Raw genomic sequence first — 26,317 nt, 5'->3', positions numbered from 1 at the left:
ACTGCACCTCCATTATCCAGTAATATTTGTTGCACTCATAATCGTTCGTCCATTGCGAACAACACGGTATGCACCTGTTTGTCCTTGTTTAAGGGTAAATGGCACATTAATTGTTGTTTCCTGATTAATTGTAATATCTTGATACTCCATCGTTAAATTATGGTTGGCATCTCTGATATATACCTGTACACGGTTTTCACGCTGGCCACCATTTCCATCGAATGGAATGTTAATCTGAATATTCGTCGTCTTTGTTTGATTACCAGAATTAGCAATGGAAACCGTTAACGTATCACCATGATTTAATGTCGATCCGGCTCGCGGCGTCTGATTAATCACATGGTTAGTCGCAATTGTTTTTGATTTTTTCTCTTGAGTTGTCAATTGCAAATTATTTTTATTTGCAAACTGTTGAACAGCACTAATATCCTGATTCTTAAAGTTCGGAATCTTAATTGGTTCTTTCCCTGCGCTTACACGAAAAATAATTGTGTTAGCAGCAGGCTTAACAATCGTACCTTTTTTGTGGTTTTGTCTGATAATCTGTCCCTTATCAATATCATCCGAATATACTGGTTCTTGATGAACTTGAAATCCCTTGCGACGAAGGTTAGCGGCTACTGAAGAATAGTCTTCACCGACATAATCAGCCATTTGCAATTGCTTAACTCCTGTACTAACCGTTAGATTAATCGGGGTGCTGATACGGGTCTTATGGCTGACATCTGGATTGGTTGAAACAATTCGGTTTTTATCAACCGCCTGACTATTTACCCGAGTAATCTTACCAATCCGTAAGTTTTGCTGGTGCAATCGTTGTTCTGCCTTTAACACTGTCATTCCTTCTACATCGGGGATGATTACTTGACGGATCAAGAACCACCAGCTACAGACTGCAATCAGCACAATCATGCCAAGCGTTCCACTAACAATCCCATATTTTTTCCACTTTTGCGGTTTAGTTGATGGATCAACGGTTGGTGAATCAGTTGACTTCTTTGGTTGATAATCATCAGCTTTTAGGTGTTTAATATCTAACACCTTAGTTTCTCCATTATCATCTTGTTGGATCTTTAACCGCGGCTCATTAGCTCTTTCTGGATTAAGGACGGTTTTCAAATCAGCCGCCATTTCATTAACTGAACTATATCGCTCAGCTGGTTCCTTTGCAGTCGCTTTAATGATTACGTTTTCGAGTGCTTGAGGAATTTTTTTGTTCTGTTCACGAACAGAAGGAATTTCTTCACGGAAATGCTTCAAGGCAATTGAGACAGCCGTTTCTCCCTCAAATGGAACCTTTCCAGTTAGAAGTTCAAACAAGATAATTCCTAGTGAATAGATATCTGATTGTTTAGTAGCAATGCTTCCTCGCGCTTGTTCTGGAGATAGGTAGTGAACTGACCCCATCAAGGTATTAGTCTGCGTTAATGAGTCTTGCGATACAGCAACCGCAATTCCAAAATCAGTAATTTTAACGTTTTTATTTTCATCAATTAAGATATTTTGTGGTTTTAAGTCCCGGTGGATAATCCCATGCGCATGGGCGGTCGCAACTGCTGAAAGCACCTGTTCCATAATATCAATAACTTGTGGAAGTGGGATCGGATAGTGCTTTTTTATATATGCTTTAAGGTCTGTCCCTTTTACATATTGCATTACCATGTATTGCAAGCCATGATCCTCACCAACGTCATAAATTCCAACAATATGAGGATCATTTAACTGCGTTGCGGCCATTGCTTCCCGGTGGAATCGCCGTTTAGTACTTGGATCGTCCCGTAAGTCAAGACGCAATAGTTTAACAGAAACGTCCCGATCAAGAACCATATCATGTGCCAAGTAGACATTAGCCATTCCACCTTCACCCAGTGACCGAATTATCCGATATCGGTGACCAATTTCATATCCAGGATTCATTTCCTATCCCTCCTGGTTACTATTAATCCCAATTAAAACGGTAATATTATCTGGTCCGCCGGCATCATTTGCCATCTTTATAAGTTGAGCACATTTCTCTTCAAGCGGTATCGGCAATTCAAGCACCTTGATAATCCGCTCCTTAGAAACAGTCTTAAACAAGCCATCAGAACACATTAACAGTTGATCACCCTCGTTTAATTCAAAGCGGTTTACATCAACTTGTGCATCAGGAGAGATTCCAATTGCCCTTGTAATTATATTGCTCTGGGGTAGCTTTAGTGCTTCATCTTCTGATATATCTCCCGTTTTTACCAATTCATTAACCAATGAATGGTCTACTGTAATCTGCGTTAATAGGTTTTGATGAAGGATATATCCTCGACTATCACCAATATTAGCAACCACAACCGCATCCTTAAATGTAATAGCGGCGACCATTGTTGTTCCCATCCCCTGCAAGCGAAGATTACGTTTGGATTGCGCTAAGATTTTATTATTGATTAATTGGGTTTCACGAGCAAACCAACGGATCCCCTCCATTGATGTCTGCGGGGGCCGTTTTTTAAACTGACTCCCCAAAGTCGCAACTGTTTGCTCTGCAGCGATATCTCCGCTACGATTGCCGCCAATTCCATCAGCAATAACCATTAATTGATTGCCTAGCTTGTTAGTAAACACAGCAACCCGGTCTTGATTTTGCTTTCGTTGGTGGCCGATATCTGTTTGATAAGCAGCTTTCATTAACTTATTATATTCCCTTCTTAAGGCTACTGATGAAGAAGCCATCAGAATCAAAGTCACTCGGTAATATAGTTAAGGTTGGTGAGTGACGATTATCCTTAACTTTTCGTGCAGTTGTTGTTTTTACTAACTCAAACTCCGGATGTTCAGCTAGAAACGCTTGAACAGTATCATCATTTTCTTGTCGTAAAATTGTGCACGTGCTGTATGTGATTATACCTCCTTTTTTAACTTTTGCGGCAACCGCATTTAAAATTGCTAACTGAATCTCATGTAATTGCTTGCTATCATTTAGCGTCTTTGTATAACGAATTTCTGGCTTCCGGCGTAAAAGTCCGATCCCACTACAAGGTGCGTCAACTAAAATCTTATCAAAACTTTCATCATCAAAAAGTTGATCAACCTCCCGCGCATCAAGGGCATGAGCGGTAACTCGCTTTTCAACCCCTAGTCGACGAGCATTTTTTTCAATCAATTTAACCTTATGTTGGTGAATATCAAGTGCATCAACGTGGCCGTCTTCATTAGTGAGGGCTTCTGCTATTTGAACAGTCTTTCCACCCGGAGCTGCACAAGCGTCCAGGACTTTATCCCCTGGCTCAATATGCATGCTTTCCACGGCTAACATGGCACTTTCGTCTTGAATAGTAATTTCGCCATTTTTGAAGAGATCGGAACTGATAATTTCACCTTTAGTAATTACTAAAGCATTTTGCGCAACTTGACTTTCTTGATATTCAATTCCAGCAGCATCCAAAGCTTGTTTGACGGTCGGAAGGTCAGTTTTGGCGGTGTTAACTCTAATTACCTGATGAGCTGGCTCATTAATTGATTGAAGTATTTTTTCAGTATCTTCTTCGCCATATTCCCTAGTCAGCTCATTGACTAGCCACCGTGGCACACTGTTTTCGATACTTAACCGCAAATCACGTTCATTAATTTGTCGCAGGTCAGGTAATCCTTTCCGCAAAATGGCATGTAAAACACCAGTGACAAACTTTCGAATACCTGGATTTCCTCGGCGTTTAGCTATTTCAATACTTTCGTCAGTTACCGCCCAATCTGGGACTCGTTCTAAATAATGATACTGGTAAAGTGCAGACAAAAGAAGCGTCTTTACCCAAGGATCAAGCCGTTTTCCCTGGATAAACCCATTCAGCCAATATTCGAGGGTAAGTTTATGCTGCAAAACACCATAAATAATATTGGTTACCAACCGGCGATCTTTATCTGCCAACGGGTACTTTTTTAATAACTGGTCAACCTGCAAGTTTGAGTATGCACCATTTTCGACAACCCCTTCAAGCGCCACTAAAGCTAATTCACGCGCATTTTGCGGTTGAAATTTAGTCTTCACTTACAACTTGGCCTCCCTCTGTAATATCTTTATGTCCATTAAGGTAGGATGTAATGTCCATCGCCTTTTTCCCTGCTGGCTTTAACTTATTAATCTGGTATGTCGTTCCATCTCCAGCAGCAATTACTAATTGATGTTTCGTGACCCGCACTACTTTTCCTGGTTCAAGGTCTGTTTTTTCTTCTAATGGGGTCACATCGTAAATTTTTGTACGTAATCCATCAATAACCATGTTACCAAGAGGAGCCGGCCGTAATCCCCGCACCTTCGCATCAATTAACCGTGCTGGAAGTCGGAAATCAATCTGTTCTTGTTCACTAGTAATGTTGGGAGAAAAGACTACTTTATCTGGATCTTGAGCGACCGGATTAACATCCCCGCTAATAAGTTTAGGCAGCGTTTCTAACAGCAAGTCTCTTCCTAGCAAACTAAGCTTTTTAAACATAGTGCCACTATCATCAGTGTCTTCAATCGGAATAGACCTTTGTGAAATAATATCTCCCGCATCCATCTTCTTAACCATGTACATAATGGAGACCCCGGTTTCTTTATCACCATTAATAATGGAATATTGAATTGGGGCCCCTCCACGATATTTTGGCAGTAATGAACCGTGAACATTGATTGCCGCAATTTTAGCAGCCGCTAATAACTTTGTTGGAAGGAATTGCCCATAAGCAGCAGTAATCATTAAGTCAGGCTGCAAATTAATAATTTTCTCCATTTCAGGACTTTTGCTGAGTTTAGCCGGCTGTAAGACTTCGATATTATATTGTTCAGCTAATTCTTTAACTGGCGATTGATGAAGAGTACGTTTCCGACCGATATGGTGGTCTGGCTGGGTAAGAACTGCTTGAACATCGTATTCTGGATTATCAATTAAACTTTGTAAAATCGGAACAGCAAACTCCGGTGTTCCCATAAAAACGACTGATGTTGACATTAATAACATCCTTTCTTTTACATAAAATACTGTGGATCTGGATCGATGCTTACTTGGACATCCTTAAAACCGCGACTTTGCGTATCCTGAAGAATATCAAACAATAGCTGATGCAAATACGGATCCTTCTTATATTTGATGACAATTTGGTAATAGTAACGACGCTTCATTCGGGCAATCGCTCGCGGGGTGGGGCCAAGAATAACCGTCGAAGATAATAATCCCTGCTTTAGGCGACCATAGATATCTGCCATTGCCCGAGCTGCTTTGGCTTCTTCAGGATGACTAGCCATCAAACAAACGGTGTAATAGTATGGCGGATAACTGGCTTGTCTTCGCAGCATCATTTCCTGCTTAAAGAATTTTTCGTAATCATGCGTTTTGGCATCTTGAATAGCGTAATGATCAGGGTTATATGTCTGGATAATAACTTTCCCTTGCTTATTTGCCCGACCAGCTCGACCACTAACTTGACTTAGCAAATCAAAAGTCCGTTCACTAGCACGAAAATCTGGTAAGCCCAGACCAGTATCAGCATTTAAGACCCCTACTAAGGTAACATTAGGGAAATCAAGCCCCTTTGCAATCATCTGGGTTCCTAATAAGATATCCGCTTGGTGTTGACCGAACTGGCGCAATAATTTTGCATGCATTCCCTTCCGCCGGGTGGTATCAACATCCATGCGAATAATCCGGGCCTGGGGTAATAATTGATGCAATTCTTGTTCAACTTTCTCTGTTCCGGTCCCATAATAGCGAATCTGATGACTATGGCAATTTGGGCATTCACGGGGGATTGGTTCTTCATGACCACAATAGTGACATTTCATTGTCCGCGTATCCATGTGGAGCGTCAAAGAAATATCACAATTGGGACACTTTAAAACATTTCCACAATCACGACACATCATAAAGGACGAAAATCCCCGTCGATTTAGCATTAAAATACTTTGTTCGTTCTTTTGCAGGCTGTCATTTAATTCACTCAATAGTTTCTGAGAAAAGTTACTCTCCCCGTACTTTTTAATTTCATCCCGCATATCAACCACTTCAATTGGCGGCAGTTCCTGTTTGTTTACCCGGTGCGGAAGACGCAACAAGTGATAAACGTTTTTTACTGCTCGTGCACGACTCTCCAGACTAGGAGTAGCCGAGCCGAGAACTACAGGCGCTTGATTATATTTTCCTCGCCATTTAGCTACTTCACGCGCTTGATAACGGGGTGATTCATCTTGTTTATAACTAGATTCATGCTCTTCATCAAGAATGATTAGCCCTAAATTAGTCAACGGAGCAAAGACTGCTGAACGAGCGCCCACAACTACTTGCGCTTCTCCACGCTCAATCCGCCGCCATTCATCATACCGTTCCCCGTTCGATAAACTACTATGTAAAACAGCAACCTTGGAACCAAATCGTCGCCGCACACGGTTAACAATCTGGGGCGTTAATGAAATCTCAGGTACAAGCATTAATGCTGTCTTTCCTTGTTGAAGAGCATTAGCAATCGATTGCAAGTATACTTCTGTCTTGCCACTCCCCGTAACTCCTTGTAAGAGAAAAACTTTAGGGTCACGATTGTCGATTGCTTGATTAATCTGGTTAACGGCATTTTGTTGATCGGCGTTGAGCTGCAGGGGGGCTGCTAAATGAGCATCATCAGGAGTGCCCTGCATAGCTAAGGGTTGGCGATATACTTCAACTGGTGTTTTTTCTAGCCATCCCTTCTGTTGTCCCTGATTGAAGGTGGCTGCTTTTAAACCAGTTTTATGTTCAGCATCCTTTTGCTTAACAACTTGACTGCCAATTGATTGTAAATATGAAAGAAGGCGGTTTTGAGCATGAGCATTGGCATGAAGGGATGCGCGCTCATCTTCCAGTTGTTCAAAGTTAAGTAAAGAGCGAATACCAGTCACCGTTTTAGCCTTGGCCCGGTCTTCCACTTGGTATTCAATCGTTATTTTTCCTTCCTTTTGCAGTTTAAACAATTCACTTAAAATTGCCGGTTTATCTTGTACCGCCGCCATCTCTAATTCATCTCGACCATGAAAAATATCAAAGGCGACATGTTCGTCTACCTCATCTACAATTCGAATAATTCTGGTAGTCTTAGCCTTCAATAAGTTAGGCAACATCGTATATAAGCAAGAAATCCAAAAAGAGTAAGTAGTATCAGCTAACCATTTGCTAAGATTCATTAATTCAGGATTAATTACCGGTTGAAGATCCATTATCGCCTGAATTGGTTTGAGTTCTCCCTCATATTGGGATGCATTGTCAAGGGCAACAACGAATCCTTGAACAGTCCGTTTACCCTTTCCAAAAGGCACAATCACTCTTACCCCGACTTGAATTTGTTTTTCAAGCTTTGACGGAATCTGATAAGTATATGGTTGATTTGTTTGCATTGTTGGAACATCAACAACTACCTGTGCCAACTCTGGCATTTAATCACCTGACTTTAATTTTGCACTAATTAATTCAATAATCTCGTTTGCAATTTTAGCTTTAGATTGCCGGGCTAATTTAATTGGCGTTTGATCTTTTTGTAAGATGGTCACTTGATTCTGGTCACTGCCAAATGCCCCCATATCTCCCGCCACACTATTTGCAATAATCATATCCGCATTTTTGCTAGCAAGTTTACGATTAGCATTTTCTAGAAGATCATTTGTCTCTGCCGCAAACCCAACGACGTATTGACCGGTTTGCTTCATCTTCGCAATATTCTTTAAAATATCAATCGTTTCAGTAAGCGCAATGGTAAGATGCGGGTTACCATCTTTTTTCTTAATCTTATGACCAACTGTTTCAACTGGGCGATAGTCAGCAACTGCGGCCGCCATGATTAAAATGTCTGCCTGCGAAAATCGTTCTTTTAAACTGATGTATAAATCTTCAGTTGTGGTTACGCGCATAACTTCAATCGCTGGTGTTTGTGGAAGCGGGACGGTAACTTGACCGGCAATCAAGGTTACCTTAGCTCCTGCTTGAACCGCGGCGTTGGCAAGTGCAATCCCCATTTTACCAGAGGACCGGTTACCAATAAAACGAACAGGATCAATATTTTCACGTGTTCCGCCAGCAGTAACAATCACGTGCTTGTCCTTTAAAGCTTGACTGCTTGTTAAAAAGTCCTCTATATATTGGCAGATTGCTGCTGATTCTGGTAAACGCCCGCGGCCAGCATATCCTTCAGCTAATCTTCCGCTAACTGGCGGCATAATATTGACCCCGTCTTGTTTAAGTTGAGTAATGTTTCGTTGAGTTGCGGGGGCCAACCACATATGGCTATTCATTGCTGGAACTACAATTTTAGGAGCACTAGTTGCTAATAAGGTGGTAGAAACAGCATCATCAGCCAGTCCCGTTGCCATTTTAGCGATGATATTTGCTGATGCTGGTACCACCACAGCTAGTTCTGACCAATCAGCTAGCTCAATATGAGGAATAGGTGTTGAATGCTCATCCCATAGGTCAGTAAGAACTGGTGCTTTCGTCAAGGCAAAAGGAGTAGCAGGAGTGACTAACTTAGTAGCGGCGTCAGTCATTCCTACGCGAACCTCATGTCCCATTTTTTGCAGACCACGCACTACTTCGATCCCTTTGTACGCAGCGATACTGCCTGTAAGATACACTGCAATTCGTGTCATTATGTCACCTCAACTTATTTTTTCTTAATTGATTATAGCATTTTTAGAAGCAAAAAAGGGGCCAGTGACAATCCTGTCCTAGTCCCTTACTTTTGTTTATCCAGCTTATTTTAATCCTGTAAGTCTTCAGTATGATCAGGGTCGATCGTAACTTTTCCAGCCAAAATCTCTTCAAGAGCCTTCCCAACTGACTTGCTTGAATCATAATGTTCAAGCAATGGGGCAGCTCCTGCATCTAATTCGTTGGCACGCTTACTGGCAAGCATAACTAATGAATAACGAGAATCAATATGTTTTAATAATTCATCAACTGATGGAAAAAGGATCATTTTTCGGCATCTCCTAACATTTCAAGATAACGTGGCATTACACGGGTAACACGAAGCCGTTCAGTACGAATAATGTCTTTAATCTTTTCAACTGCATTTGGTACTTCGTCATTAACTACTGCATAATCATAGTTTTGCATCATTTGAATTTCACCAAATGCTTTATGAATTCGTTTATTAATGACTTCCATACTATCAGTTCCCCGGTGAATCAATCGTTGTTTCAATTCATCCAAATCAGGAGGGGTTAAGAAAATAAACACGCCATCTGGACACTTAGACCGTACTTGCATTGCTCCGTTAACTTCAATCTCAAGGAAAACATCTTTCCCTGAATCTAAGGTCTCATTAACATATTTTAATGGGGTACCGTAATAGTTGTCAACATACTTAGCATATTCCAACATCCCACCAGTTTGAATTTGGTGTTCAAACTCTTCTTTGCTTACGAAGAAATAATCAACACCATTAACTTCTCCAGGACGTGGTTTCCGAGTTGTCATCGAAATTGAATATTGAAAATCATTATCATTTGAATCAAAGATAGCTTTTCGAACAGTCCCCTTCCCAACCCCGGAAGGACCTGAAAGAACAATTAACATTCCACGATTTGCCATTATAACGCTCCTATTTATTTAATCGTATTAATACTATAATGCACTAGATTAGTACTGAAATCAAGCACCTGAATAACAAAAAATTATTGAGCTTTTTGCTTGCATTTCTGAATGTATGTTCGTATACTATAATCAAACGAATGTTCGGAGGCGCGATTATGCAAATTGAACAAAAGTCTATTTTTAAATTTACGCCACAAATTATTAGTGATAAGCTTCGTCATCTTTTTGAAGAAGCACCTGCTGACGATCAGCAAGCAGGGTTACTTACTCCCCAACCTGCTAAACAACGACAATTATTTTTAAAACGAGCTATCAAAGATAAGATTAAAGCAACGTTTCAGCTAATGCCGATCAACAATGATGGCTATCCCGTAAACGTTACCGGTAACATCGCCCAATTAGCGAATAGCAATCGATACCTTATTACGAATCAAAATGTAAGTTATGTTGTTAACTTTGATCAAATTAGATACATTGCGAATTTATAATATTGGATTTAAAGAGAGACTGGGAATTAACTCAGTCTCTTTATTGTTTTAAAGATATCTATACAGTAGCTGCCTGGATTCCGATCGTTGATAAATCAACGTCCGGGTCCGACCCCCAATAGGCTAGCTTCGCGTCGTAGCTATCCTCGCGGGGGGGTGAGAAGACGAAGTCGCAAGCGACTTCTTTCCCACTGCTCTCTCCCTTTTACTTTGCCATATTAAGCAATTCTTGCGCATGCTCTTTTGTCAATTGGGTAATCTTTTCACCCGATAGCATTCGCGCAAGTTCTTCAACCCGATCGTTTTCTTTCAATGGCGTAACTCGAGTAGTTGTCCGGTCATCATGGACAGATTTCTTAATAAGGAAATGGTGTTGCGCAACGGCTGCTACTTGTGGCAGGTGCGTGATACATAAAACCTGTGAATGTTGAGCAATTAAGCGAATCTTATCAGCAATTGCTTGGGCAACCCGTCCGCTCACCCCAGTATCAACTTCATCAAAAATGATACTAGTAACGCCTTCCTTTTGCGCAAAAATTGTCTTTAGGGCTAACATTACCCGTGACAATTCACCACCAGAAGCAATTTTTGCTAATGGTCCCATCGATTCTCCCGGATTAGTTCGGATATAAAATTCAACCTGGTCAATTCCCGTCGGTGTAAATTGTTCCCGACTTTGATTAGCAAAGCGAACTTCAAATTCTGCTTTTTCCATGTAAAGCTCTTTAAGCTGCTGGTGAACCTTTTTACCAAGTTCATGAGCAGCTTTTTGTCTTACCTGACTCAATTTACGACCGGTCTCTCGAATCTTATTTTCGGCTTCTCCTAACCGTTGCTCTAGGTCACTGCTAGAATCAGCCGCGGCCTCCATCGAATCGAGTTCTTTTTTGATCTTATCATAATACTTCAAAACATCTGCCAATGTATCGCCATACTTATGTTCAAGATCACCGATAGTAGTTAACCGTTGTTCAATCTGAGCTAACCGTTCATCATCAAATTCAAGCATGTCTAATTGTTGACTAGCTTCATTCGCTACATCTTGAAGAGCGTAATAAGCATCATTAAGTGCCTTACTAAGATTATCATAAGCATCATCAAATTCAGCAATTGCATTGATTGAGTCCATCACCGTGGCAACTTGATCTAAAACAGGCGCTTGCTCACCTTCATTAAAGGTCGTCACAGCTAGTTGAAGAGCATTATTAATTTGTTGAAAGTGTTCCAATCGATCACGTTCACTAATTAATTCATCTTCTTCATTTTCTTTTAGATTAGCTTCTGCAATTTCATTAACTTGGTACCGAAGCATATCCAATCGCTGCGCCCATTGTTGTTCATTTGCTTGTTTTTTATTTACAGCAGCTTTGAGTTTAGAATAAGCTTGATATTCTTCTTGATATTTTTGAAGTAAGGGCTGAACCTCTTTAGCCGCAAATTGGTCGAGCATTCCTAAATGAGTCTCAGGTTGCATTAATTGTTGATGTTCATTTTGCCCTTGAATATCAACTAATCCCGCACCAATTTGACGAAGAGTTGCCGTGTTAATCAGTTGCCCATTGATCCGGATAATATTACGACCATTACGATGAATTTCCCGAGAGACAATTAAGATTCCATCTTCATGGTCAATTCCTAGCGATTCAAGTAGATTATCAAATTCAGGATCATCAGGAATCGCAAATTGCCCTTGAAGACTTAATTTTTCTTCTCCACGGCGAATAAATTCCTGCGACCCACGACCACCGGCCAACAATCCGACTGCATCAATAATAATTGACTTTCCGGCACCAGTTTCCCCCGTTAGAACAGTCATTTGGTCAGCAAAAGTTAAGGTTAAGTGCTTAATAATTGCTAAATTATCAATCGTCAATTCTTGTAACAAAAATTTTCACCTCGCCTAGTCGAGCATTGCATTAAGCTTTTCTTCTAATTTAATTGCTGCTTCTGGAGACATACAAACTACAAGGACATTTCCATCATCACCAATTGTTGTGAAAACCGTTGGAAAATCCATTTTGCGAATTAAGGTAGCTACTACCGGGCCATTCCCGGGATGAACCGTTAACGCTAAGAAACAGTCATTACGTTTTAATTGTTCCAAACTGTCTTGAAGGGTTTGTGCTAACTGATTTTCATGTCCTTGGTGATGATATGCTGGCAAGCCATAACGATAGCCCCCGTTATCAGCAGGAATCTTTATCAGTTGCATTTCTTTAATGTCGCGCGAAATAGTCGCTTGAGTAACTGTCAATCCCATTTCACGCAGGCGTTCAACAAGATCTTCTTGCCGCTCAATGCTCTCATTAGTAATGATTTCCCGAATTTTTTGTTGTCGTTCTGCTTTTTTCATGGATTAAGTCACCTTTATTTATTCCTTATGATTCAAATCATCATCCGCGGCTGCAATAACCTTATCGATATTTACTTCTTCGGCAACGATCCCCGGATTTTCACTTAGGCGCAGGTGAACTAAAAATTCCATATTTCCTTGTCCCCCTTTGATTGGTGAATAGTCTAATCCAAGGATGTCGAAATGATCTTCACGGGCAAAAGTCAGTACTTCTTCCAAAACGGCCCGGTGAACTTTATGATCATGAATGATCCCATTTTTGCCAACATGCTCTTTCCCTGCTTCGAATTGCGGCTTAATCAGCGCTACTACTTCACCACCCATTTTCAGTATCTGAGCCAAAGGTGGCAAGATTAAACGAAGGGAAATGAACGAAACATCAATCGAAGCAAATTCTGGTTGACCACTGGTAAAATCTGCTAACTTACTGTAACGAAAATTGGTCTGCTCCATAACAACTACCCGGGGATCCTCCCGTAATTGCCAAACTAACTGATTAGTTCCGACATCAAGAGCGTAACTTAACTTCGCCCCATTTTGTAACATTACATCAGTAAAGCCACCAGTTGATGAACCAATATCTAAAACCGTCTTGTCCTTAACTGAAATATCAAAAACCTTTAATGCTTTCGCTAACTTCAAGCCACCCCGACTAACGTACGGCATTTTATGACCTTTCATGTGAAGGGTTGTGGTAATCGGAATCTTTTGTCCTGGTTTATCTAATCGTTCATTATTTTTGCCAAGAATTTCTCCTGCCATCACTGCCCGCTTTGCTTGTTCGCGAGAGTCAAACAGCCCTTGTTGGACTAATAATACATCTACACGTTCTTTTTTCATAATCCCTTTCCTTATTTAAAATATGCTAAAAAGTCATCATAACCAGCAAATGACTTGCCAGTAAGCTTTTCAAGATTCTTTTGATTTTGGCTAGCAGCCGTTAAAGCTATCTGCAACTGCTCCTTTGCGCCATCTACACCGAGCAATCCTGGATAAGTATTTTTTTGTTCATCAGCATCTTTATGAACAGCTTTTCCCATCTCTTCAGTAGTACTGAGAATATCCATTAAATCATCATAGATCTGAAATGCTAACCCATAGTTTTCACCAAATGCTGCTAGCTCTTGTTTGATTTCAGCAGATTGATCCATCATAATCCCACCTGCCAAAACAGCATAGCGAATCAATTCCCCCGTTTTTTGACGGTGCAAGTATCTCAATTGGTTTAAAGTTAGATGTTGGTGTTCACCTTCAATATCCCGCGCCTGACCAGCAACCATTCCAGATGGTCCCGCAGCTTTTGCAAGTTCAAGGGTTAACTGGCTCCGAACATTAGCTGAAAGGTGATTATCGGCAACCCACTGAAAGGCCAACGTCAATAATCCATCCCCTGCTAAAGTTGCCATGCCCGCTCCAAATTTACAGTGATTAGTTGGTTTTCCGCGGCGTAGATCATCATTATCCATCGCTGGAAGGTCATCGTGGATTAATGAATATGTATGAAGCAATTCCAATGCAGAAGCCGCACGTAGCAGATCATCATTAAGCGTGCCACCCAACATCTCAATTGTTGCAAGCGTCAATGCTGGACGCAGCCGTTTGCCCCCAGCCATTAGGGAATAATTCATGGCATCCCTTAAAGTTGCCTGATCAACATCTGCGGCCAGTGACTTGCTGAGATAGTTTTCAATCTGTTCTTTTAAAATCGGCAATGGTGTACTCATCTTTTTCTGCTCCGTTGCTTATTGTTCATCAGCGCTACCAAATCCACGGTTACCACCGCCATTATTGCTTGGGTCATCGGTTTGTTTTTCGTAGACTTGCTCATCACCATTATCGTCAATTAAGTGACCAAGCGTTTTTTCAGCATTTGTTAGCTTCGTTTGTAATTCCTTAGAAAGCTTGATTCCTTCTTGAAACTGTTGAAGGGCTTCTTCTAGTGGCACATTCCCCTGTTCAAGGTGATTAACGATCTGTTGTAATTGTGCTAATTGTTCTTCAAATGTTGGTTTTGCTGTTGCCATCTTAGTGCTCCTTTACCTTTTTTATTTCTGCTTGAACTTCCCCGTCATCAAAATGCAGGTGAACATTTTGCCCAACCGTTAATTGACTGGCATGATTAACAACCTTTTCATCACTCGTTACATACGTATATCCTCGACTCATAATTTTAAGGGGACTCAGTGAATCTAATTGTTTAATAAGAGTTGTCACTTGTTGTTTCTTTTCATTTTGGTTGGCAAGTGATGCTGTAACCAATTGTTTTTGTAATTGATTAACTAGCTGTTCTTGTTGTTGAACCCGATGTAGTGGAGAAATAGCCGTTAGACGCCCACCTAATCTTTCCACGTTCATTCGCATCTCTTGCATCTTATTTTGCGCTGCTTGACCTAGCTGTTGAGTTAATTGGTCAACCTTTTGTGCATAGTTTTCATATAATCTTGTCGGTTGCTGAAAAATATAGCTTTGCAGCTGTTTATTCAATTGTTGGCGGTCAAAATTAATTTTAGTCCGCATCGTATTTAATAAACGATTCTGATCATCTTTAAGTGTCATTAATACATCGTTTAGTTTTACCGGCGTTGCTAATTCAGCAGCAGCAGTTGGGGTTGCTGCGCGTTGATCAGCTACGAGGTCGGCAATTGTTGTATCTGTCTCGTGACCAACTGATGAAATTACCGGAATTTTGCTATTGGCAATAGCGCGGGCAACTACTTCTTCATTAAAAGGCCATAAGTCTTCCATTGATCCCCCACCCCGACCGATAATAAGGGTATCAAAGTCGCCACGGTCATTGGCACGGTTAATTTGTCTAGCAATATCCGCCGCTGCTTTATCCCCTTGGACGACAGTGGGATATAGAACAACTTGAGCAATTGGATAACGGCGTCGAACAGTCGTATTAATATCCCGGATAACCGCCCCATCAATACTAGTAACAACTGCAATTCGTTTTGGAAACATTGGGATCTGTTTTTTAGGTAAATTAAATAGACCTTCAGCGCTCAATTTCTTTTTTAGCTGTTCAAACGCTAAGTATAAAGAGCCCAGACCATCTGGCTCCATCCGATCAATATAAATCTGGTAGCGACCACTTTTTTCATACAAGCTTACATGACCGACTACACAAACTTTCATCCCCTGTTCAGGAGTAAATTTAATTTTCCGGAATTGATGCTCAAACATTACAGCATCGATCACAGCATTATCGTCTTTTAAACTAAAATACTGATGCTTTTGCCGTAAACGAAAATTAGAAAGCTCACCAGTTAAATAAACCGTATGTAGGTATGGATCCCGGTCAAACTTCATTTTCAAATACTTAGTTAATTCACTAACTGTTAAATACTGGCTTCTATCCATGATGCCTCCACTGCGCTAAATCAACTGTTTGTTCCATTAAAGTTGCAATTGTCATTGGTCCTACGCCACCTGGAACAGGAGTGATTGCCTGAGCTTTTGTCTTTACCGCTGCAAAATCAACATCCCCCGTCAATTTACCATTGCTTAAACGATTAATTCCCACATCGATTACCACTGCTCCTGGTTTTACATCTGGCGCCTTGATAAGGTTAGGTACACCAGTAGCAACAATTAAAATATCCGCTGTTTTCGTTAAAGCAGAAAGGTCGCTTGTATTTCTTCCAGCCATCGTCACGGTTGCGTTAGCATTATTTAAAAGAGCTAAAAGAGGTTTACCAACTAAAATACTCCGACCAACGATAACTGCATTTTTCCCTTGTAAATCAATGCTATATTCTGCCAACATCCGCATAATTCCGCGAGGTGTACAAGCCACGGGATAATTACTATGTTGATTGGCAAATAGTTTTCCTAGGTTTAGGGGATTAAGCCCATCAACATCCTTAGTTGGCAATATAGCATTGGTGATTACTTCTGAATCCAATTGAGGAGGAAGGGGTTGTTGAACAAGAATGGCATCAATTGTGTCATCATGATTCAGCTTTTCAATTTCGGCAAGAAGCTCATCTTGACTAACATCAGCAGGAAATTTTTTTAAAATTGAATTGATTCCTAACTTAGTAGCCTTATTATGCTTATTTCGGGTATAGATTAAGCTCGCTGCATCATCACCAGCAATCACGACTGCAATTCCCGGAGTTATATTTTGTTTTTCTTTTAACTGTGCCACCAGTTTTTGGGTCTGGGCATTGATTTTTTTAGCAAGGGCCTTGCCATCAATAATTGTCGTCACAGTGATTCCTCCTCGTTAAATTTCCATTTTATATTCTACCATAATACTATTGCGCTTAAGCAAAAAAGGAGTGGAATCAGAAGTTTATCACTTCATTTTTCCACCCCATAATTATTGTTAACAGTAATATTAGTTATTCGTGTTGACTTGTTTTTCAAATTTGCCAAGGGCTCCATTGATAAATTTACGTGACTTATCACTGCTGAATGTTTTCGTAAGTTCTAGTGCTTCGTTAATTGCTACTACTGTTGGAACATTTTCAGCATATTGAATTTCAAATAAAGCAAGCCGTAAAATCACTAAATCCGGCTTTGCTAAACGATTGATGGTCCATCCGCTTGCGAGAAGGCCATTAATTTGTTCGTCGAGCTGATCTTGATGTTCCCGCACCCCATTTACTAAAGTCAGTAAATAAGGGGGAATTTGCTTTTCATCATGATGAGGAATTGCCTCATACACAGTTTGAATATCAGCTTCAGGGTCTGATTGCAAAGCAAAGAGAACTTGGAAAGCCTCCTCACGAATCATGTGTCGGTTCAAACTCATTTTATTCACCAGCCTCGTCGTTAAGATGTTCGCCAAACAAGTCATTAGGGTCTACTTGTTGGTCTTCTTTAGATGTTACGATTCCCTTAATATGAACATTAACTTCTTTTACTTTTAGATCAGTCATTAATGTAATTTGTTGTTTGACCTTATCTTGAATTATTGCCGCTACTTTAGGAACAGAGACACCATATTCAACATAAACATCCACATCAAGTGATAATTTTTCATCATTGCTGGAAAGCTTTACCCCACGCCGGCGATCAGAGCGTCCCAAAAGTTCACTTACGCTATTTGCAAATGAACCATACATCTTTGAAACACCATCGATTTCACTTGCGGCAATCCCCGCAATAATTTCTAAAACTCGTGGCGAAATTTGAATTGTCCCGAGTGACTTGTCTTCACTACTTAAAACAATCTTTGATTCTTCAGCCATCGTCAGCCCTCCAATTTATTTCTTCTCTTAATTATAGTAATCATTTCTATTCTGCACTATGTTCGAACAAATTGCAACAACTTGGTCAATTAGGAACCTAGCGACAGTTTAGAAATTAACCGCGAATTATGATTATACCAATCATGAACGACTAAATCGAGACTAGATGTGGTAAATTGCCCGAAATTAATTGATTTAAATCCTTCTAACGTCTTCAAGAAACGGTCTGCCTGCTGAATAGGACTAGTATACCGCGCAACCGTCACATGTCCTGAAATTGTTGGATATCGTTCTTTTAGCAACAAGTCATGTAGCGGCAGTTCTTTCCTAAGTGTGTTCCGTAAAGTTGATAATTCTGCTGAATAATACCCTTTTACAAGAAGCGCTCCTGAACTAGTGATCATTCCTGCTAAACGCCAGTGGATCGACCCAACTTGCGAAATAATCGGCCCTATTACGTTTTTATATTTTTCCTCTTCAAATGTTGAGAGCGAAAAGTCAGAGCTAGCTGCAATAAGGTCAATAATCGTAATATGCAGGTCAGCAGGAGGATAGAAGTATTGGTTAGGCTCAATTGCAGCCAATTTTTGCAGGCAAAACATAATATTGCGGCTAACATGCGCAGGAAGTGAAGCAGTAAGCGTCAGTCCTCGCCACATATCTTTATCAGGATTTAGCAAGTTACGATCTAGCTGTTCTTGATGATTTCTAATTGCCGACATTCCCTGTTGATTAATATTATTATACAGAGTCGCTAGTTGCATCTTATTCTCCAACAATTATTAGGTCAGTGGGCGCCTTCGTCAATACCTCGACTCCACCGTGAGTAATCAAGATATCATCTTCTATCCGGACTCCGCCAATTTCAGGAATATAGATACCAGGTTCAACAGTGATAACTTCATTATTTCGTAATTTAACATTTTTAGTACTAGGACCATAGCTAGCAGGCAATTCATGAACCGATAAGCCTATTCCATGCCCCATTCCATGATTGAATTCATCGCCATAACCTGCTGTTTCGATTATTTGTCGTCCTGCAAAGTCAAGTTGATCTCCTCGTTGACCAACATGAGCAGCTTGAATTACAGCTTCACGAGCCTCATTGACGATCTGATAAACATCACGTAATTCTGGATCAATCGAACCAACTGCAAACGTTCTGGTCATGTCAGCCGTATAGCCATTAACATAGTAACCAAAATCTACAGTAACAACATCGCCGTCTTCAATCACCTTTTTTGAAGCCGTAGCATGCGGTTTGGCCGCATTTTTGCCACTAGTGACAATTGTCGGAAAAGAGGCCCCGCTCGCTCCATGTTCCTTCATCCAAAAATCAAGCAAGTTCGCGACATGGCGCTCGGTCATCCCAGCGTGAACATTTTCTAAAAGGTACTGGTATCCTGCTGAATGTAAGTCTGCAGAAGTACGCAAAGCATTTACTTCATCACTATCTTTAATCATTCGCATCCGTTCAAGTTGTTGGTGGAAGGGAACAAGATCTGCTGCCATCTGCTCATCAAGCACATCAAATAAGGCGTAAGTAACTGTATCTTCATATCCAAGAACAGTCACTTTCATTCCCTGACATATTTTATTAAGTGAACCGTAATAGTCACGGGTAATCATTCCCACAACTTCATCATTTTCAAGCTCTTCTAATGCAAGTTGGTACCGGTCATCAGTAATAATAATCGCATTATCTTTTGTTACTAAGAGGCATCCATCGCCTTCCATAAGGTTAAAACCAGTAAGGTAATAAATGTTTTTTTCATCCGTTACAAAAAATGCATCGATATATAATTTTTCAAATTTTTTCTGTAGACGTTTAATTCTAGACATAGCTCGTTTCCTTTAATACTGCCGGTTAGAGTAATCACGAGGGCCAAAGATAGCTGTCCCAACGCGTACACAGGTTGAACCTTCTTCTACCGCTATTTCATAATCATGGGTCATTCCCATACTAAGAACATCTAATTTTAATTGATCATTTTGGTTGTTCATTTCATCGCGCAATTCACGTAGGCGGCGAAAAATCGGCCGTGTTTTTTCTTGGTCATCATAATAGGGAGCACTAGTCATTAATCCCCGCAACTTTACATGTGGCAATTGAAGACTGGCCTCAGCTAATTCCATGCAATCTTGCAAAGTTGGCTTAACCCCAAATTTACTCTCTTCTTCTCCAACATTAACTTCAATTAGAATCGGAATTATTCGATCGTGCTTTCTCCCTTCTTTTTCGATCGTATTCATTAGTTTAAGGGAGTCAACCGATTGAATCATTGTAACGTAATCAGCAATGTATTTAACCTTATTACGCTGAAGGTGGCCAATCATATACCAGTTAATGTCTGCTGGTAATTCATCATGCTTTTTATCTAATTCTTGAACATAATTCTCGCCAAAATCGTTCCATCCTGCTTTGTAAAGTTCTGCAATATCTGCTGCCGGATGATTTTTGCTAACTGGTAACAGTTGAACATCTTGAGGATCTCGACCTCTTCGCTTGCATGCAGCAATAATTTTTTCTTGGACTTCTTTAGCTTTATCAACAATCGTCATTAAACATTATGCTCCCTTCAATTGTGGATTAATTATATTCTTACATTATAGATTAACATATAATGTAAAATTATTTTAAAAATAAAAAGACTACTATTTCACGGAGAAAAGTAGTCTTTTTATAATTATTCGGCAACTGGGTAAACTGATACCTTACGCTTACTGCGACCCATACGTTCAAATTTAACAACACCGGCTACCTTAGCGTATAATGTATCGTCTCCACCACGACCCACGTTTTCACCTGGGTTGATGTGAGTACCACGTTGACGGTAGATGATTGATCCAGCAGTTACGATTGAACCATCAGCAGCCTTAGTACCAAGACGACGACCAGCTGAGTTCCGACCGTTAGCAGTGGAACCACCCCCCTTGTGGTGGGAGAAGAATTGCAAATCCATAATCATAGTTGTTCACCTCCAGCAATGAACTTTAATTAAACATTTTTACTTCAATGTTTTGTGGATAGCTCTCCTGGATATCACATAATCCATTTAACAAAGTTTTGAGAAGTATCTGACTATCATGACCAAGATCTAATCCTGTAACTTCTAGAAAGCCACCATTATCATTATCTTGTTTAAGGTGAGGCTTTGTATGAACAACTTGTTCAAGCCCGTTCACCGTTGAAATAGATAATGCAGAAACTGCGGCACAAACAATATCCTGCCCATATGGACCAGAGTCAGCATGCCCAGTCATTTTAAAAGAAGTGATCCGCTGATTCGAATCTAAAGTAAACTGTGCTCGAATCATGATCTCACCTCCACATTAAGCGTTGATCTTGTTGATAGTAACCTTAGTGTAAGGTTGACGGTGACCTTGCTTAGTGTGAGTGTGCTTCTTAGGCTTGTACTTGAAGGTAACAACCTTCTTTTCCTTACCTTGCTTATCAACAGTACCTTCAACAGAAGCACCGTCAACTACAGGAGTACCGATCTTAGTGTCGTCTCCACCGACAAAGATAACTTGATCAAAAGTTACCTTGTCACCTTCCTTAGCATCAAGCTTTTCAACGTAGATAGAAGCACCTTCTTCTACCTTGTATTGCTTACCACCAGTAACGATAATTGCGTACATACTTTGTGCACCTCCTTAATATCTCAGACTCGCCGTACTAAGCAGCTAAATAAGCTTTAGACTTAATAACGTGCGGTTGTAGTTGTTGGTTCACAAATACAACGTTTGTATAATATCAAATATTATTCTTTTCGTCAACCATAATCTCTACCTTATATAACGAAAAAAGACCTTGAAAAAAATTTCTCAAAGCCTCTTGTGTAGTAGTTATTAAATCTTTTCTAAAGTTCCTTCTAATTCACCATCAAAAAAATTAACCAAAGAAACATTCTCGCTACTAAACTGATCCAACATCTTTGCCACGCTTTGTGTCATGTAACGTGGAGTATAAATCATGCCATCTTCTAGCCATCGACTTACTAAGCCAAGAAATGCTGAATCAATAAAGGAAATCTGCAAATTAAGCGGGACTTTCAACTGTTGGTTCTTATTCACTTGCTCATTAAAGTGTGTCATCTCATTTGCTAACCGATTGTAGAGTTGTTCATAAAAGAAGTTATTCTTTTCATTATTTAATAGAACATCAAAAATATCGGCGTTATTTTCGATATACTGAAATGCTTTGCGGAGTGAAAACACCTTTACCGTCCGTTCTTTCGAAAAATTACTATCGATCATTACTTGGTTGAAGAAATCGTCAATAATCTCTTGGATTGCTGACTGAATAAAATCTTGTTTATCCTTATAGTGAAGATAGAAAGTTCCTCGGGTGATGTTGGCAGTTTCAGTAATCTTTTGGACGCTAATATCTTCAAGCTTTTCACGTCTCATCAGATATACAAGAGCTTTGCGCAGACTATTACGTGTTTTAATTACACGCAGGTCTGTCTTATTAGCAGCCATTTAATCATCATCCTTCCATCATACAGCTTAAGTCCTTTCTACTTTCGTACTTCTACTATATTTAAAGTATAGTTGTCATGAAAGCGTTTTGTCAATGAAAGTGCCGGCTTTACCTTAATAAAATAATTATATTAGATTATTACCATTGACAACTTTGTAGTGAAAATTATATACTTAAATCTGTTTGGAGCGGTAGCTCAACTGGATAGAGCATCGGTCTTCTAAACCGAGGGTTGCGAGTTCAAGTCTCGCTCGCTCCATATAAACGTTATTTACAATAAAGAGGATAGAGAAACGCTTTTGTTTCCTATCCTCTTTTTCAGTTACTCTCTTCTAAACTTACAGATAATTTTCTAATTTTTCACTTTCATTTTTTAAGTATTTCTTAAATGCACTCTCATATGTTACAATTTTGTTGCAAAAATGAACATTTTTCATAATAATGAATATAGAGATTGCTTTTTGAGGTGATTATTATGCTACCATTTCTTATTATTGTTTTAATTTTGGTTGCGTCGGTAATTGGTGAATTTATGTTTGGCAGTCTTAGTAACCAAGAAACTGGAAAACATAGTGCAACTACCAATCGCTTACGAGATCGAAAAGCTTAATCTTATATTCCGTTCAACACGAGAGGCCGGGGAAAAATTCCTCGGCCTCTCGCTTTTTATTCTAATATTGATTAATCATTGCTTGGTAAGCATCAGAAATTTGGTCAGGCGTTAATTGCCAATCGCTAATTCCCATTTTTAGCAAAAGATGCCAAGCATGGCGAAAACTTTCTTGTTGATGATTGAAATAGGCATCACTCAAGAAGTGTTTAATTGCCAGATACGATTTATTAAGGTCTGCTAACTTTGTAGAGCTCTTTGCATCCGTAATCCGTTGCCAGGCTTGATCATCGAGTACAACTAGGTGTGTCCATTGCATCTTTGCACTATACAATAAAAGTAGCGCTACCGATTGAACATACGATTTTAGCAAATCTTCTTTGTCTGCTTCTCTAGGATTAACTACCTTATACCACCCTGCTGCTTCAGCCATATTTGATAAAGAAATATCAAGGTCAACAAAAATTGTTTGCTTTCTTGTTTCTGGCCCAATCATTAATTCCTTTTCATCATCAATCTTTAATTCTAAATCGATAATTTGGTGAAGCATTTTAGTAATATCTAACATTGCTGTGCCTCCACAATAAAATCTGCTGCTTATTCTTCCTCATCAGGAACTGGATCTTCTGATGGTTCAGCTGAAGATGGTTCATCTGAAGATTCATCTTCTACTACCTCTGTCGTTGCTGGTGATTCTTCATCAACAATCTCCATATGATCTGTTCTCACGGCCAGGGCAGAGCGGTTTGCCAAATACCACTCGCGAACTAGGTCGTAATGAAGCAATACATCAAAGAATGAAATTTGCTCGTCAGAATCTTTAACCAAGAAGACCCACTCTTGACTATAATCGTCCGGGTCAAAAGCAATGTCAAGTTTTGTACCTTGATCTAATAGTAACTCAGCCCCATTGTTCCGTGGCAAATTCATCAACATATAATCTTCATCAGCAGTCGCAACAAATAAACGATCAATTACTGTCAGTGGAAGTTCAGGCTTATCCAACATAAAGCGACGATCATTAGAAGTTGCTAAAATGCCTAGATCAATCGTGAAATCAAGATCTTTTTGCAAGTATTTAGCAAAATCAATTAGAGGTTTAACCGCATCCCGTAACTCAAGATCAGTATGCTGTTTAAGCGCATAAACGATAAAATAATTTACTAACGCGCGGTTATTAAATTGCATTAATTTATCTTCTAAGCTCAGATAGAAAAGTGGTTCATGCTGACTTTGCTCTGTAAAAGCCGCTTCTCCGCGACTATCAACTTCAAATTTAAAAATAGCTTCACTACCAATAGCCGCAACAGTCGCTTCAAATTCATGGTTTAATTCATTTCCTGCAACGTTAACCGCTGTATCCCCATGCATTTTTAATAGGCGATCCATAAAAATCAGATAATAGTCAGCCGCCTTATAGTGTGGTGGGAAATTAATAAACGCGTTTGCCAAATCCATTTTGGTTAGTTTATTAGCGGCTGATAATAGATTCTTAGCATCCCTTGTCTGGGCTAACTGGTCTAAAAGGTCAACATATTTTTGTCCAAGGCTTAAAACATCTTTAAAGGAATCAGAAAGAGCCTGGACCCGTTCACTAGGAGAAGTCACAATTCGATTATTGCTCATCGTCGTCCACCTGCTTTCCTTCTGATTCATTTAAACTGGCTAAATAATTAGCATATAAATTGCGATTAGCTAATTCGAAATCTTCAAAGCTGCCAAAAGTATCGATAATGCTCTTTTGTTCATAGCTTAAAATCGTATTTTCTTTTGATAAGGATAGGACAACGCGCTCATTATCCTTAATAGTTTGGGCTGCATTACGAGCTTCTTCTTCTTGGTCCTCTAACTTTTGTAGTTGTTCAACCAGTTCCTGACGACTCTCCTTGTTACGACTTGATTCCCAAATCCCAGAGCGTGAACTAACCTCTTTTAACTGTTCTTGAAGAGCTTCCTTTCGCTCCTCACGTTCTCGTTGGTGATCAATTAAATCCTGGAGACGGTCATTTTCACTAGAGATTTTACTAATCCGGTCACTATTGTAGCGTTTATTGTCACGCGCTAATTCAAAAGCCGTCCGTAATTTATCATATTCTGTTTGGTCAAAAGAAAAACGAACATTCAAAACGTCTAATTCACCAAATTGACGCCGATCCCACCAGTTACCAAAATAAATCCGGTAGTGACCAGTTTGATATTCTTCATAATAAAAGAAAGGATAGGTTTTACCCAAATATTTAATTAAATTTTCACTAAGGTAATTACTTAATTGATCAGCCAAATCATCGACTAGGTTCATTACACCTTTATCATTTGGTTGTTGTTCCCGATGTTCAATCTCTTTAGCATAGCGTTGGTTATCTAGTAATTGGTAGATTTCCCGATCACGATGGTTTGAAATTGCATCATTAAAGCGTCGCAAATACTTTATCTTTGTAATAATTTGTTGATTGATGACTTGAGTAACATCAAGTGAATCACTATTAGTTTCTACACTCGCCATAAGCATGCTCCTTGTCTAAATAACTACCTATTATAATAAATAACTTTACTACCTTTTTTCCACTCTTTTTAAATTTTTTTCAAAAACTTTATATTTTTGGCATGAATCCGGTTTTTCAAAAGCAAAAATAGAGACTGTGACATAAGTTAAGTTACTTTCATAAAAAGCAAATACGCAGTACAACAATGGCCTCTAACGTCCGGCAAAACCGAACGTTAGAGGCCTATTGTTGCTTGCGGGGGCTCGAAAACGAAGTCACAAGTGACTTCTGTCTCGCTCCCTATTCCCTTATCCAATTATTCAAATATCAATGAACCCCTAACGATAATTTAGCAAAACGGCTCATCCGATCAATCGTCCAAGCTGGTTCCCAGACAAATTCTACATCAACATTTTTTACCTCTGGAACCTCTTTTACCGCTTTAATCACCATATCAGCCAATACATTTGTTAATGGGCATCCCATTGTCGTTAGCGTCATTTCAATCAAACATATTCCATCATTATCGAGATCAATTGTATAAACGAGTCCCAAATTAACAATATCGATATGAAGTTCAGGATCAATAACTGTTGCTAATCTTTGAACAATATCGTCCTTAATTGATTGTTTGTCTCTCATAATTAATTATTTTTCCAATACTTCTCAATAAATTGTCGTCGGCCACCAGTTTCTTCTAAGGCAAAACGTTGCGGATCTTTCTTATAAAAGCCCTGATGATAGTCTTCTGCAGGATAGAATGGCTGCGCATCCTCAATTGTTGTTACAATCTTTGCATCACCAAAACGGCCGCTTTCCTGTAAAGCCTTTTTTGACTCTTCTGCAGTTTTACGTTGTTCATCATTTTTAACGAAAATTACAGGACGATAATTGTCTCCCCGATCTTGGAATTGGCCACTTGCATCAGTCGGATCAGTTTGGTGCCAATAAATCTCTACTAAGTCTTTGTATGAAATTTTATCGGGGTCAAAAGTAATCTTTACTGCTTCTGTATGGCCTGTCGTTCCAGAACATACCTGCTCATAGGTTGGATTGGCAACATGGCCACCCGTGTAACCTGATTCAACTTTTTCAATTCCCGGATAAGTATCAAACGGCTGAACCATGCACCA

General features: G+C 39.7%; 31 protein-coding genes, 1 tRNA gene and 1 other annotated feature. Of the genes, 3 read left to right on the top strand and 29 right to left on the bottom strand.

Going from position 1 to position 26,317, the window contains the following annotated elements; genetic code table 11:
• Positions 1-12: 12 nt before the first annotated feature.
• The 8 genes from pknB to gmk all read right to left on the bottom strand — a co-directional run bounded on the left by pknB (position 13) and on the right by gmk (position 9,560).
• Positions 13-1,917, bottom strand: coding sequence for a Stk1 family PASTA domain-containing Ser/Thr kinase (gene pknB, locus AACL61_RS02845; RefSeq protein WP_339110965.1), 1,905 nt, complete (start codon positions 1,915-1,917; stop codon positions 13-15).
• 3 nt (positions 1,918-1,920) lie between these two features.
• Entirely contained in the window at positions 1,921-2,661 is a 741-nt protein-coding gene (locus AACL61_RS02840) for a Stp1/IreP family PP2C-type Ser/Thr phosphatase (protein WP_065533074.1), read from the bottom strand.
• 7 nt (positions 2,662-2,668) lie between these two features.
• Complete coding sequence (rsmB, locus tag AACL61_RS02835) at positions 2,669-4,018, bottom strand: 16S rRNA (cytosine(967)-C(5))-methyltransferase RsmB (protein ID WP_339110964.1); 1,350 nt, start codon at positions 4,016-4,018, stop codon at positions 2,669-2,671.
• On the bottom strand, positions 4,008-4,961 hold the full coding sequence (gene fmt / locus AACL61_RS02830) for a methionyl-tRNA formyltransferase (protein ID WP_035156867.1): 954 nt from the start codon (positions 4,959-4,961) through the stop codon (positions 4,008-4,010). Before fmt ends, rsmB begins: the two co-directional genes overlap by 11 nt.
• A gap of 17 nt (positions 4,962-4,978) precedes the next feature.
• Entirely contained in the window at positions 4,979-7,408 is a 2,430-nt protein-coding gene (priA, locus tag AACL61_RS02825) for a primosomal protein N' (protein WP_339110963.1), read from the bottom strand.
• The gene (coaBC, locus tag AACL61_RS02820) at positions 7,409-8,614 is read right to left on the bottom strand and encodes a bifunctional phosphopantothenoylcysteine decarboxylase/phosphopantothenate--cysteine ligase CoaBC (RefSeq protein ID WP_339110962.1); all 1,206 of its coding nucleotides are present in this window, start codon (positions 8,612-8,614) and stop codon (positions 7,409-7,411) included.
• A gap of 110 nt (positions 8,615-8,724) precedes the next feature.
• Entirely contained in the window at positions 8,725-8,943 is a 219-nt protein-coding gene (gene rpoZ, locus AACL61_RS02815) for a DNA-directed RNA polymerase subunit omega (protein ID WP_003663855.1), read from the bottom strand.
• Positions 8,940-9,560, bottom strand: coding sequence for a guanylate kinase (gmk, locus tag AACL61_RS02810; RefSeq protein ID WP_003663856.1), 621 nt, complete (start codon positions 9,558-9,560; stop codon positions 8,940-8,942). Before gmk ends, rpoZ begins: the two co-directional genes overlap by 4 nt.
• Positions 9,561-9,700: 140 nt before the next feature.
• On the opposite strand from gmk, the gene AACL61_RS02805 reads away from it, so the two are divergent.
• A complete protein-coding gene (locus AACL61_RS02805) occupies positions 9,701-10,051 on the top strand; it encodes a hypothetical protein (protein WP_019253997.1) in 351 nt (116 codons plus the stop codon).
• A gap of 205 nt (positions 10,052-10,256) precedes the next feature.
• Here the strand turns inward: AACL61_RS02805 and recN are convergent, their stop codons facing one another.
• The 16 genes from recN to AACL61_RS02725 form a co-directional block, all read right to left on the bottom strand.
• Positions 10,257-11,936, bottom strand: a complete 1,680-nt coding sequence (gene recN, locus AACL61_RS02800) for a DNA repair protein RecN (RefSeq protein WP_003668399.1) — start codon at positions 11,934-11,936, stop codon at positions 10,257-10,259.
• A gap of 15 nt (positions 11,937-11,951) precedes the next feature.
• Positions 11,952-12,404 carry an arginine repressor gene (locus AACL61_RS02795; protein WP_078009319.1) on the bottom strand — a complete coding sequence of 151 codons (453 nt, stop codon included), beginning with the start codon at positions 12,402-12,404 and terminating at the stop codon, positions 11,952-11,954.
• 18 nt (positions 12,405-12,422) lie between these two features.
• Positions 12,423-13,244, bottom strand: a complete 822-nt coding sequence (locus AACL61_RS02790) for a TlyA family RNA methyltransferase (protein ID WP_019254000.1) — start codon at positions 13,242-13,244, stop codon at positions 12,423-12,425.
• A gap of 11 nt (positions 13,245-13,255) precedes the next feature.
• A complete protein-coding gene (locus AACL61_RS02785; protein ID WP_339110961.1) occupies positions 13,256-14,128 on the bottom strand; it encodes a polyprenyl synthetase family protein in 873 nt (290 codons plus the stop codon).
• 18 nt (positions 14,129-14,146) lie between these two features.
• Positions 14,147-14,428 (bottom strand): exodeoxyribonuclease VII small subunit, encoded by a 282-nt coding sequence (locus AACL61_RS02780; protein ID WP_019252445.1) that lies wholly within the window; start codon positions 14,426-14,428, stop codon positions 14,147-14,149.
• A gap of 1 nt (position 14,429) precedes the next feature.
• Entirely contained in the window at positions 14,430-15,767 is a 1,338-nt protein-coding gene (gene xseA, locus AACL61_RS02775; RefSeq protein ID WP_065533083.1) for an exodeoxyribonuclease VII large subunit, read from the bottom strand.
• Positions 15,760-16,620 (bottom strand): bifunctional 5,10-methylenetetrahydrofolate dehydrogenase/5,10-methenyltetrahydrofolate cyclohydrolase, encoded by an 861-nt coding sequence (locus AACL61_RS02770; RefSeq protein ID WP_102816043.1) that lies wholly within the window; start codon positions 16,618-16,620, stop codon positions 15,760-15,762. Before AACL61_RS02770 ends, xseA begins: the two co-directional genes overlap by 8 nt.
• A gap of 129 nt (positions 16,621-16,749) precedes the next feature.
• On the bottom strand, positions 16,750-17,166 hold the full coding sequence (gene nusB / locus AACL61_RS02765) for a transcription antitermination factor NusB (RefSeq protein WP_102816044.1): 417 nt from the start codon (positions 17,164-17,166) through the stop codon (positions 16,750-16,752).
• Position 17,167: 1 nt separating this feature from the next.
• Positions 17,168-17,605, bottom strand: coding sequence for an Asp23/Gls24 family envelope stress response protein (locus tag AACL61_RS02760; RefSeq protein WP_339110960.1), 438 nt, complete (start codon positions 17,603-17,605; stop codon positions 17,168-17,170).
• An 89-nt stretch (positions 17,606-17,694) separates the two neighbouring features.
• Positions 17,695-18,369, bottom strand: a complete 675-nt coding sequence (locus AACL61_RS02755) for a 2'-5' RNA ligase family protein (RefSeq protein WP_339110959.1) — start codon at positions 18,367-18,369, stop codon at positions 17,695-17,697.
• A gap of 1 nt (position 18,370) precedes the next feature.
• Positions 18,371-19,447: a M24 family metallopeptidase gene (locus tag AACL61_RS02750; protein ID WP_339110958.1), complete on the bottom strand. Its 1,077-nt coding sequence runs from the start codon at positions 19,445-19,447 to the stop codon at positions 18,371-18,373.
• A gap of 12 nt (positions 19,448-19,459) precedes the next feature.
• Positions 19,460-20,167 (bottom strand): YggS family pyridoxal phosphate-dependent enzyme, encoded by a 708-nt coding sequence (locus AACL61_RS02745; RefSeq protein WP_339110957.1) that lies wholly within the window; start codon positions 20,165-20,167, stop codon positions 19,460-19,462.
• A 125-nt stretch (positions 20,168-20,292) separates the two neighbouring features.
• A complete protein-coding gene (gene rpmA, locus AACL61_RS02740; protein ID WP_003664006.1) occupies positions 20,293-20,574 on the bottom strand; it encodes a 50S ribosomal protein L27 in 282 nt (93 codons plus the stop codon).
• A 25-nt stretch (positions 20,575-20,599) separates the two neighbouring features.
• Positions 20,600-20,923 (bottom strand): ribosomal-processing cysteine protease Prp, encoded by a 324-nt coding sequence (locus AACL61_RS02735; protein ID WP_153700804.1) that lies wholly within the window; start codon positions 20,921-20,923, stop codon positions 20,600-20,602.
• Positions 20,924-20,938: 15 nt separating this feature from the next.
• Positions 20,939-21,247 carry a 50S ribosomal protein L21 gene (rplU, locus tag AACL61_RS02730; RefSeq protein WP_003664009.1) on the bottom strand — a complete coding sequence of 103 codons (309 nt, stop codon included), beginning with the start codon at positions 21,245-21,247 and terminating at the stop codon, positions 20,939-20,941.
• Between the two features lie 15 nt (positions 21,248-21,262).
• Positions 21,263-21,335, bottom strand: a sequence feature (ribosomal protein L21 leader region).
• 122 nt (positions 21,336-21,457) lie between these two features.
• Complete coding sequence (locus AACL61_RS02725) at positions 21,458-22,090, bottom strand: TetR/AcrR family transcriptional regulator (protein WP_339110956.1); 633 nt, start codon at positions 22,088-22,090, stop codon at positions 21,458-21,460.
• Between the two features lie 186 nt (positions 22,091-22,276).
• Here AACL61_RS02725 and AACL61_RS02720 point away from each other — a divergent pair.
• Positions 22,277-22,350, top strand: a tRNA-Arg gene (locus tag AACL61_RS02720).
• 216 nt (positions 22,351-22,566) lie between these two features.
• Entirely contained in the window at positions 22,567-22,701 is a 135-nt protein-coding gene (locus AACL61_RS02715; protein WP_003664012.1) for a hypothetical protein, read from the top strand.
• A gap of 61 nt (positions 22,702-22,762) precedes the next feature.
• Here AACL61_RS02715 and AACL61_RS02710 read toward each other — a convergent pair whose 3' ends face one another.
• From AACL61_RS02710 to msrA, 5 genes are all read right to left on the bottom strand, one after another.
• Positions 22,763-23,269 (bottom strand): hypothetical protein, encoded by a 507-nt coding sequence (locus AACL61_RS02710; RefSeq protein WP_219285100.1) that lies wholly within the window; start codon positions 23,267-23,269, stop codon positions 22,763-22,765.
• 29 nt (positions 23,270-23,298) lie between these two features.
• Positions 23,299-24,327, bottom strand: coding sequence for a hypothetical protein (locus AACL61_RS02705; protein WP_339110955.1), 1,029 nt, complete (start codon positions 24,325-24,327; stop codon positions 23,299-23,301).
• Complete coding sequence (locus AACL61_RS02700) at positions 24,317-25,210, bottom strand: exonuclease SbcC (RefSeq protein WP_372586559.1); 894 nt, start codon at positions 25,208-25,210, stop codon at positions 24,317-24,319. The genes AACL61_RS02705 and AACL61_RS02700 overlap by 11 nt, the downstream gene beginning before the upstream one ends.
• Positions 25,211-25,511: 301 nt before the next feature.
• Positions 25,512-25,826, bottom strand: a complete 315-nt coding sequence (locus AACL61_RS02695) for a metal-sulfur cluster assembly factor (RefSeq protein WP_011953506.1) — start codon at positions 25,824-25,826, stop codon at positions 25,512-25,514.
• Positions 25,827-25,828: 2 nt separating this feature from the next.
• Positions 25,829-26,317, bottom strand: a 489-nt coding sequence (gene msrA / locus AACL61_RS02690; protein WP_339110954.1) for a peptide-methionine (S)-S-oxide reductase MsrA, incomplete at its 5' end; no start/stop codon positions are given.

This window comes from Limosilactobacillus reuteri subsp. porcinus, from assembly GCF_036621895.1.
GTDB classification, from domain to species: domain Bacteria; phylum Bacillota; class Bacilli; order Lactobacillales; family Lactobacillaceae; genus Limosilactobacillus; species Limosilactobacillus reuteri_J.
Note: the sequence above shows the minus strand (reverse complement) of the source record. Positions and strands in the feature narration are given on the sequence as shown.

Excerpts from the sequence above, each read along its gene's own strand:
- pknB (WP_339110965.1), bottom strand. The coding sequence starts at position 1,917 with ATGAATCCTGGATATGAAATTGGTCACCGATATCGGATAATTCGGTCA.
- AACL61_RS02840 (WP_065533074.1), bottom strand. The coding sequence starts at position 2,661 with ATGAAAGCTGCTTATCAAACAGATATCGGCCACCAACGAAAGCAAAAT.
- fmt (WP_035156867.1), bottom strand. The coding sequence starts at position 4,961 with ATGTCAACATCAGTCGTTTTTATGGGAACACCGGAGTTTGCTGTTCCG.
- priA (WP_339110963.1), bottom strand. The coding sequence starts at position 7,408 with ATGCCAGAGTTGGCACAGGTAGTTGTTGATGTTCCAACAATGCAAACA.
- coaBC (WP_339110962.1), bottom strand. The coding sequence starts at position 8,614 with ATGACACGAATTGCAGTGTATCTTACAGGCAGTATCGCTGCGTACAAA.
- rpoZ (WP_003663855.1), bottom strand. The coding sequence starts at position 8,943 with ATGATCCTTTTTCCATCAGTTGATGAATTATTAAAACATATTGATTCT.
- gmk (WP_003663856.1), bottom strand. The coding sequence starts at position 9,560 with ATGGCAAATCGTGGAATGTTAATTGTTCTTTCAGGTCCTTCCGGGGTT.
- AACL61_RS02805 (WP_019253997.1), top strand. The coding sequence starts at position 9,701 with ATGTTCGGAGGCGCGATTATGCAAATTGAACAAAAGTCTATTTTTAAA.
- AACL61_RS02795 (WP_078009319.1), bottom strand. The coding sequence starts at position 12,404 with ATGAAAAAAGCAGAACGACAACAAAAAATTCGGGAAATCATTACTAAT.
- AACL61_RS02790 (WP_019254000.1), bottom strand. The coding sequence starts at position 13,244 with ATGAAAAAAGAACGTGTAGATGTATTATTAGTCCAACAAGGGCTGTTT.
- AACL61_RS02785 (WP_339110961.1), bottom strand. The coding sequence starts at position 14,128 with ATGAGTACACCATTGCCGATTTTAAAAGAACAGATTGAAAACTATCTC.
- AACL61_RS02780 (WP_019252445.1), bottom strand. The coding sequence starts at position 14,428 with ATGGCAACAGCAAAACCAACATTTGAAGAACAATTAGCACAATTACAA.
- xseA (WP_065533083.1), bottom strand. The coding sequence starts at position 15,767 with ATGGATAGAAGCCAGTATTTAACAGTTAGTGAATTAACTAAGTATTTG.
- nusB (WP_102816044.1), bottom strand. The coding sequence starts at position 17,166 with ATGAGTTTGAACCGACACATGATTCGTGAGGAGGCTTTCCAAGTTCTC.
- AACL61_RS02760 (WP_339110960.1), bottom strand. The coding sequence starts at position 17,605 with ATGGCTGAAGAATCAAAGATTGTTTTAAGTAGTGAAGACAAGTCACTC.
- AACL61_RS02755 (WP_339110959.1), bottom strand. The coding sequence starts at position 18,369 with ATGCAACTAGCGACTCTGTATAATAATATTAATCAACAGGGAATGTCG.
- AACL61_RS02750 (WP_339110958.1), bottom strand. The coding sequence starts at position 19,447 with ATGTCTAGAATTAAACGTCTACAGAAAAAATTTGAAAAATTATATATC.
- AACL61_RS02745 (WP_339110957.1), bottom strand. The coding sequence starts at position 20,167 with ATGACGATTGTTGATAAAGCTAAAGAAGTCCAAGAAAAAATTATTGCT.
- rpmA (WP_003664006.1), bottom strand. The coding sequence starts at position 20,574 with ATGATTATGGATTTGCAATTCTTCTCCCACCACAAGGGGGGTGGTTCC.
- AACL61_RS02735 (WP_153700804.1), bottom strand. The coding sequence starts at position 20,923 with ATGATTCGAGCACAGTTTACTTTAGATTCGAATCAGCGGATCACTTCT.
- rplU (WP_003664009.1), bottom strand. The coding sequence starts at position 21,247 with ATGTACGCAATTATCGTTACTGGTGGTAAGCAATACAAGGTAGAAGAA.
- AACL61_RS02725 (WP_339110956.1), bottom strand. The coding sequence starts at position 22,090 with ATGGCTGCTAATAAGACAGACCTGCGTGTAATTAAAACACGTAATAGT.
- AACL61_RS02715 (WP_003664012.1), top strand. The coding sequence starts at position 22,567 with ATGCTACCATTTCTTATTATTGTTTTAATTTTGGTTGCGTCGGTAATT.
- AACL61_RS02710 (WP_219285100.1), bottom strand. The coding sequence starts at position 23,269 with ATGTTAGATATTACTAAAATGCTTCACCAAATTATCGATTTAGAATTA.
- AACL61_RS02705 (WP_339110955.1), bottom strand. The coding sequence starts at position 24,327 with ATGAGCAATAATCGAATTGTGACTTCTCCTAGTGAACGGGTCCAGGCT.
- AACL61_RS02700 (WP_372586559.1), bottom strand. The coding sequence starts at position 25,210 with ATGCTTATGGCGAGTGTAGAAACTAATAGTGATTCACTTGATGTTACT.
- AACL61_RS02695 (WP_011953506.1), bottom strand. The coding sequence starts at position 25,826 with ATGAGAGACAAACAATCAATTAAGGACGATATTGTTCAAAGATTAGCA.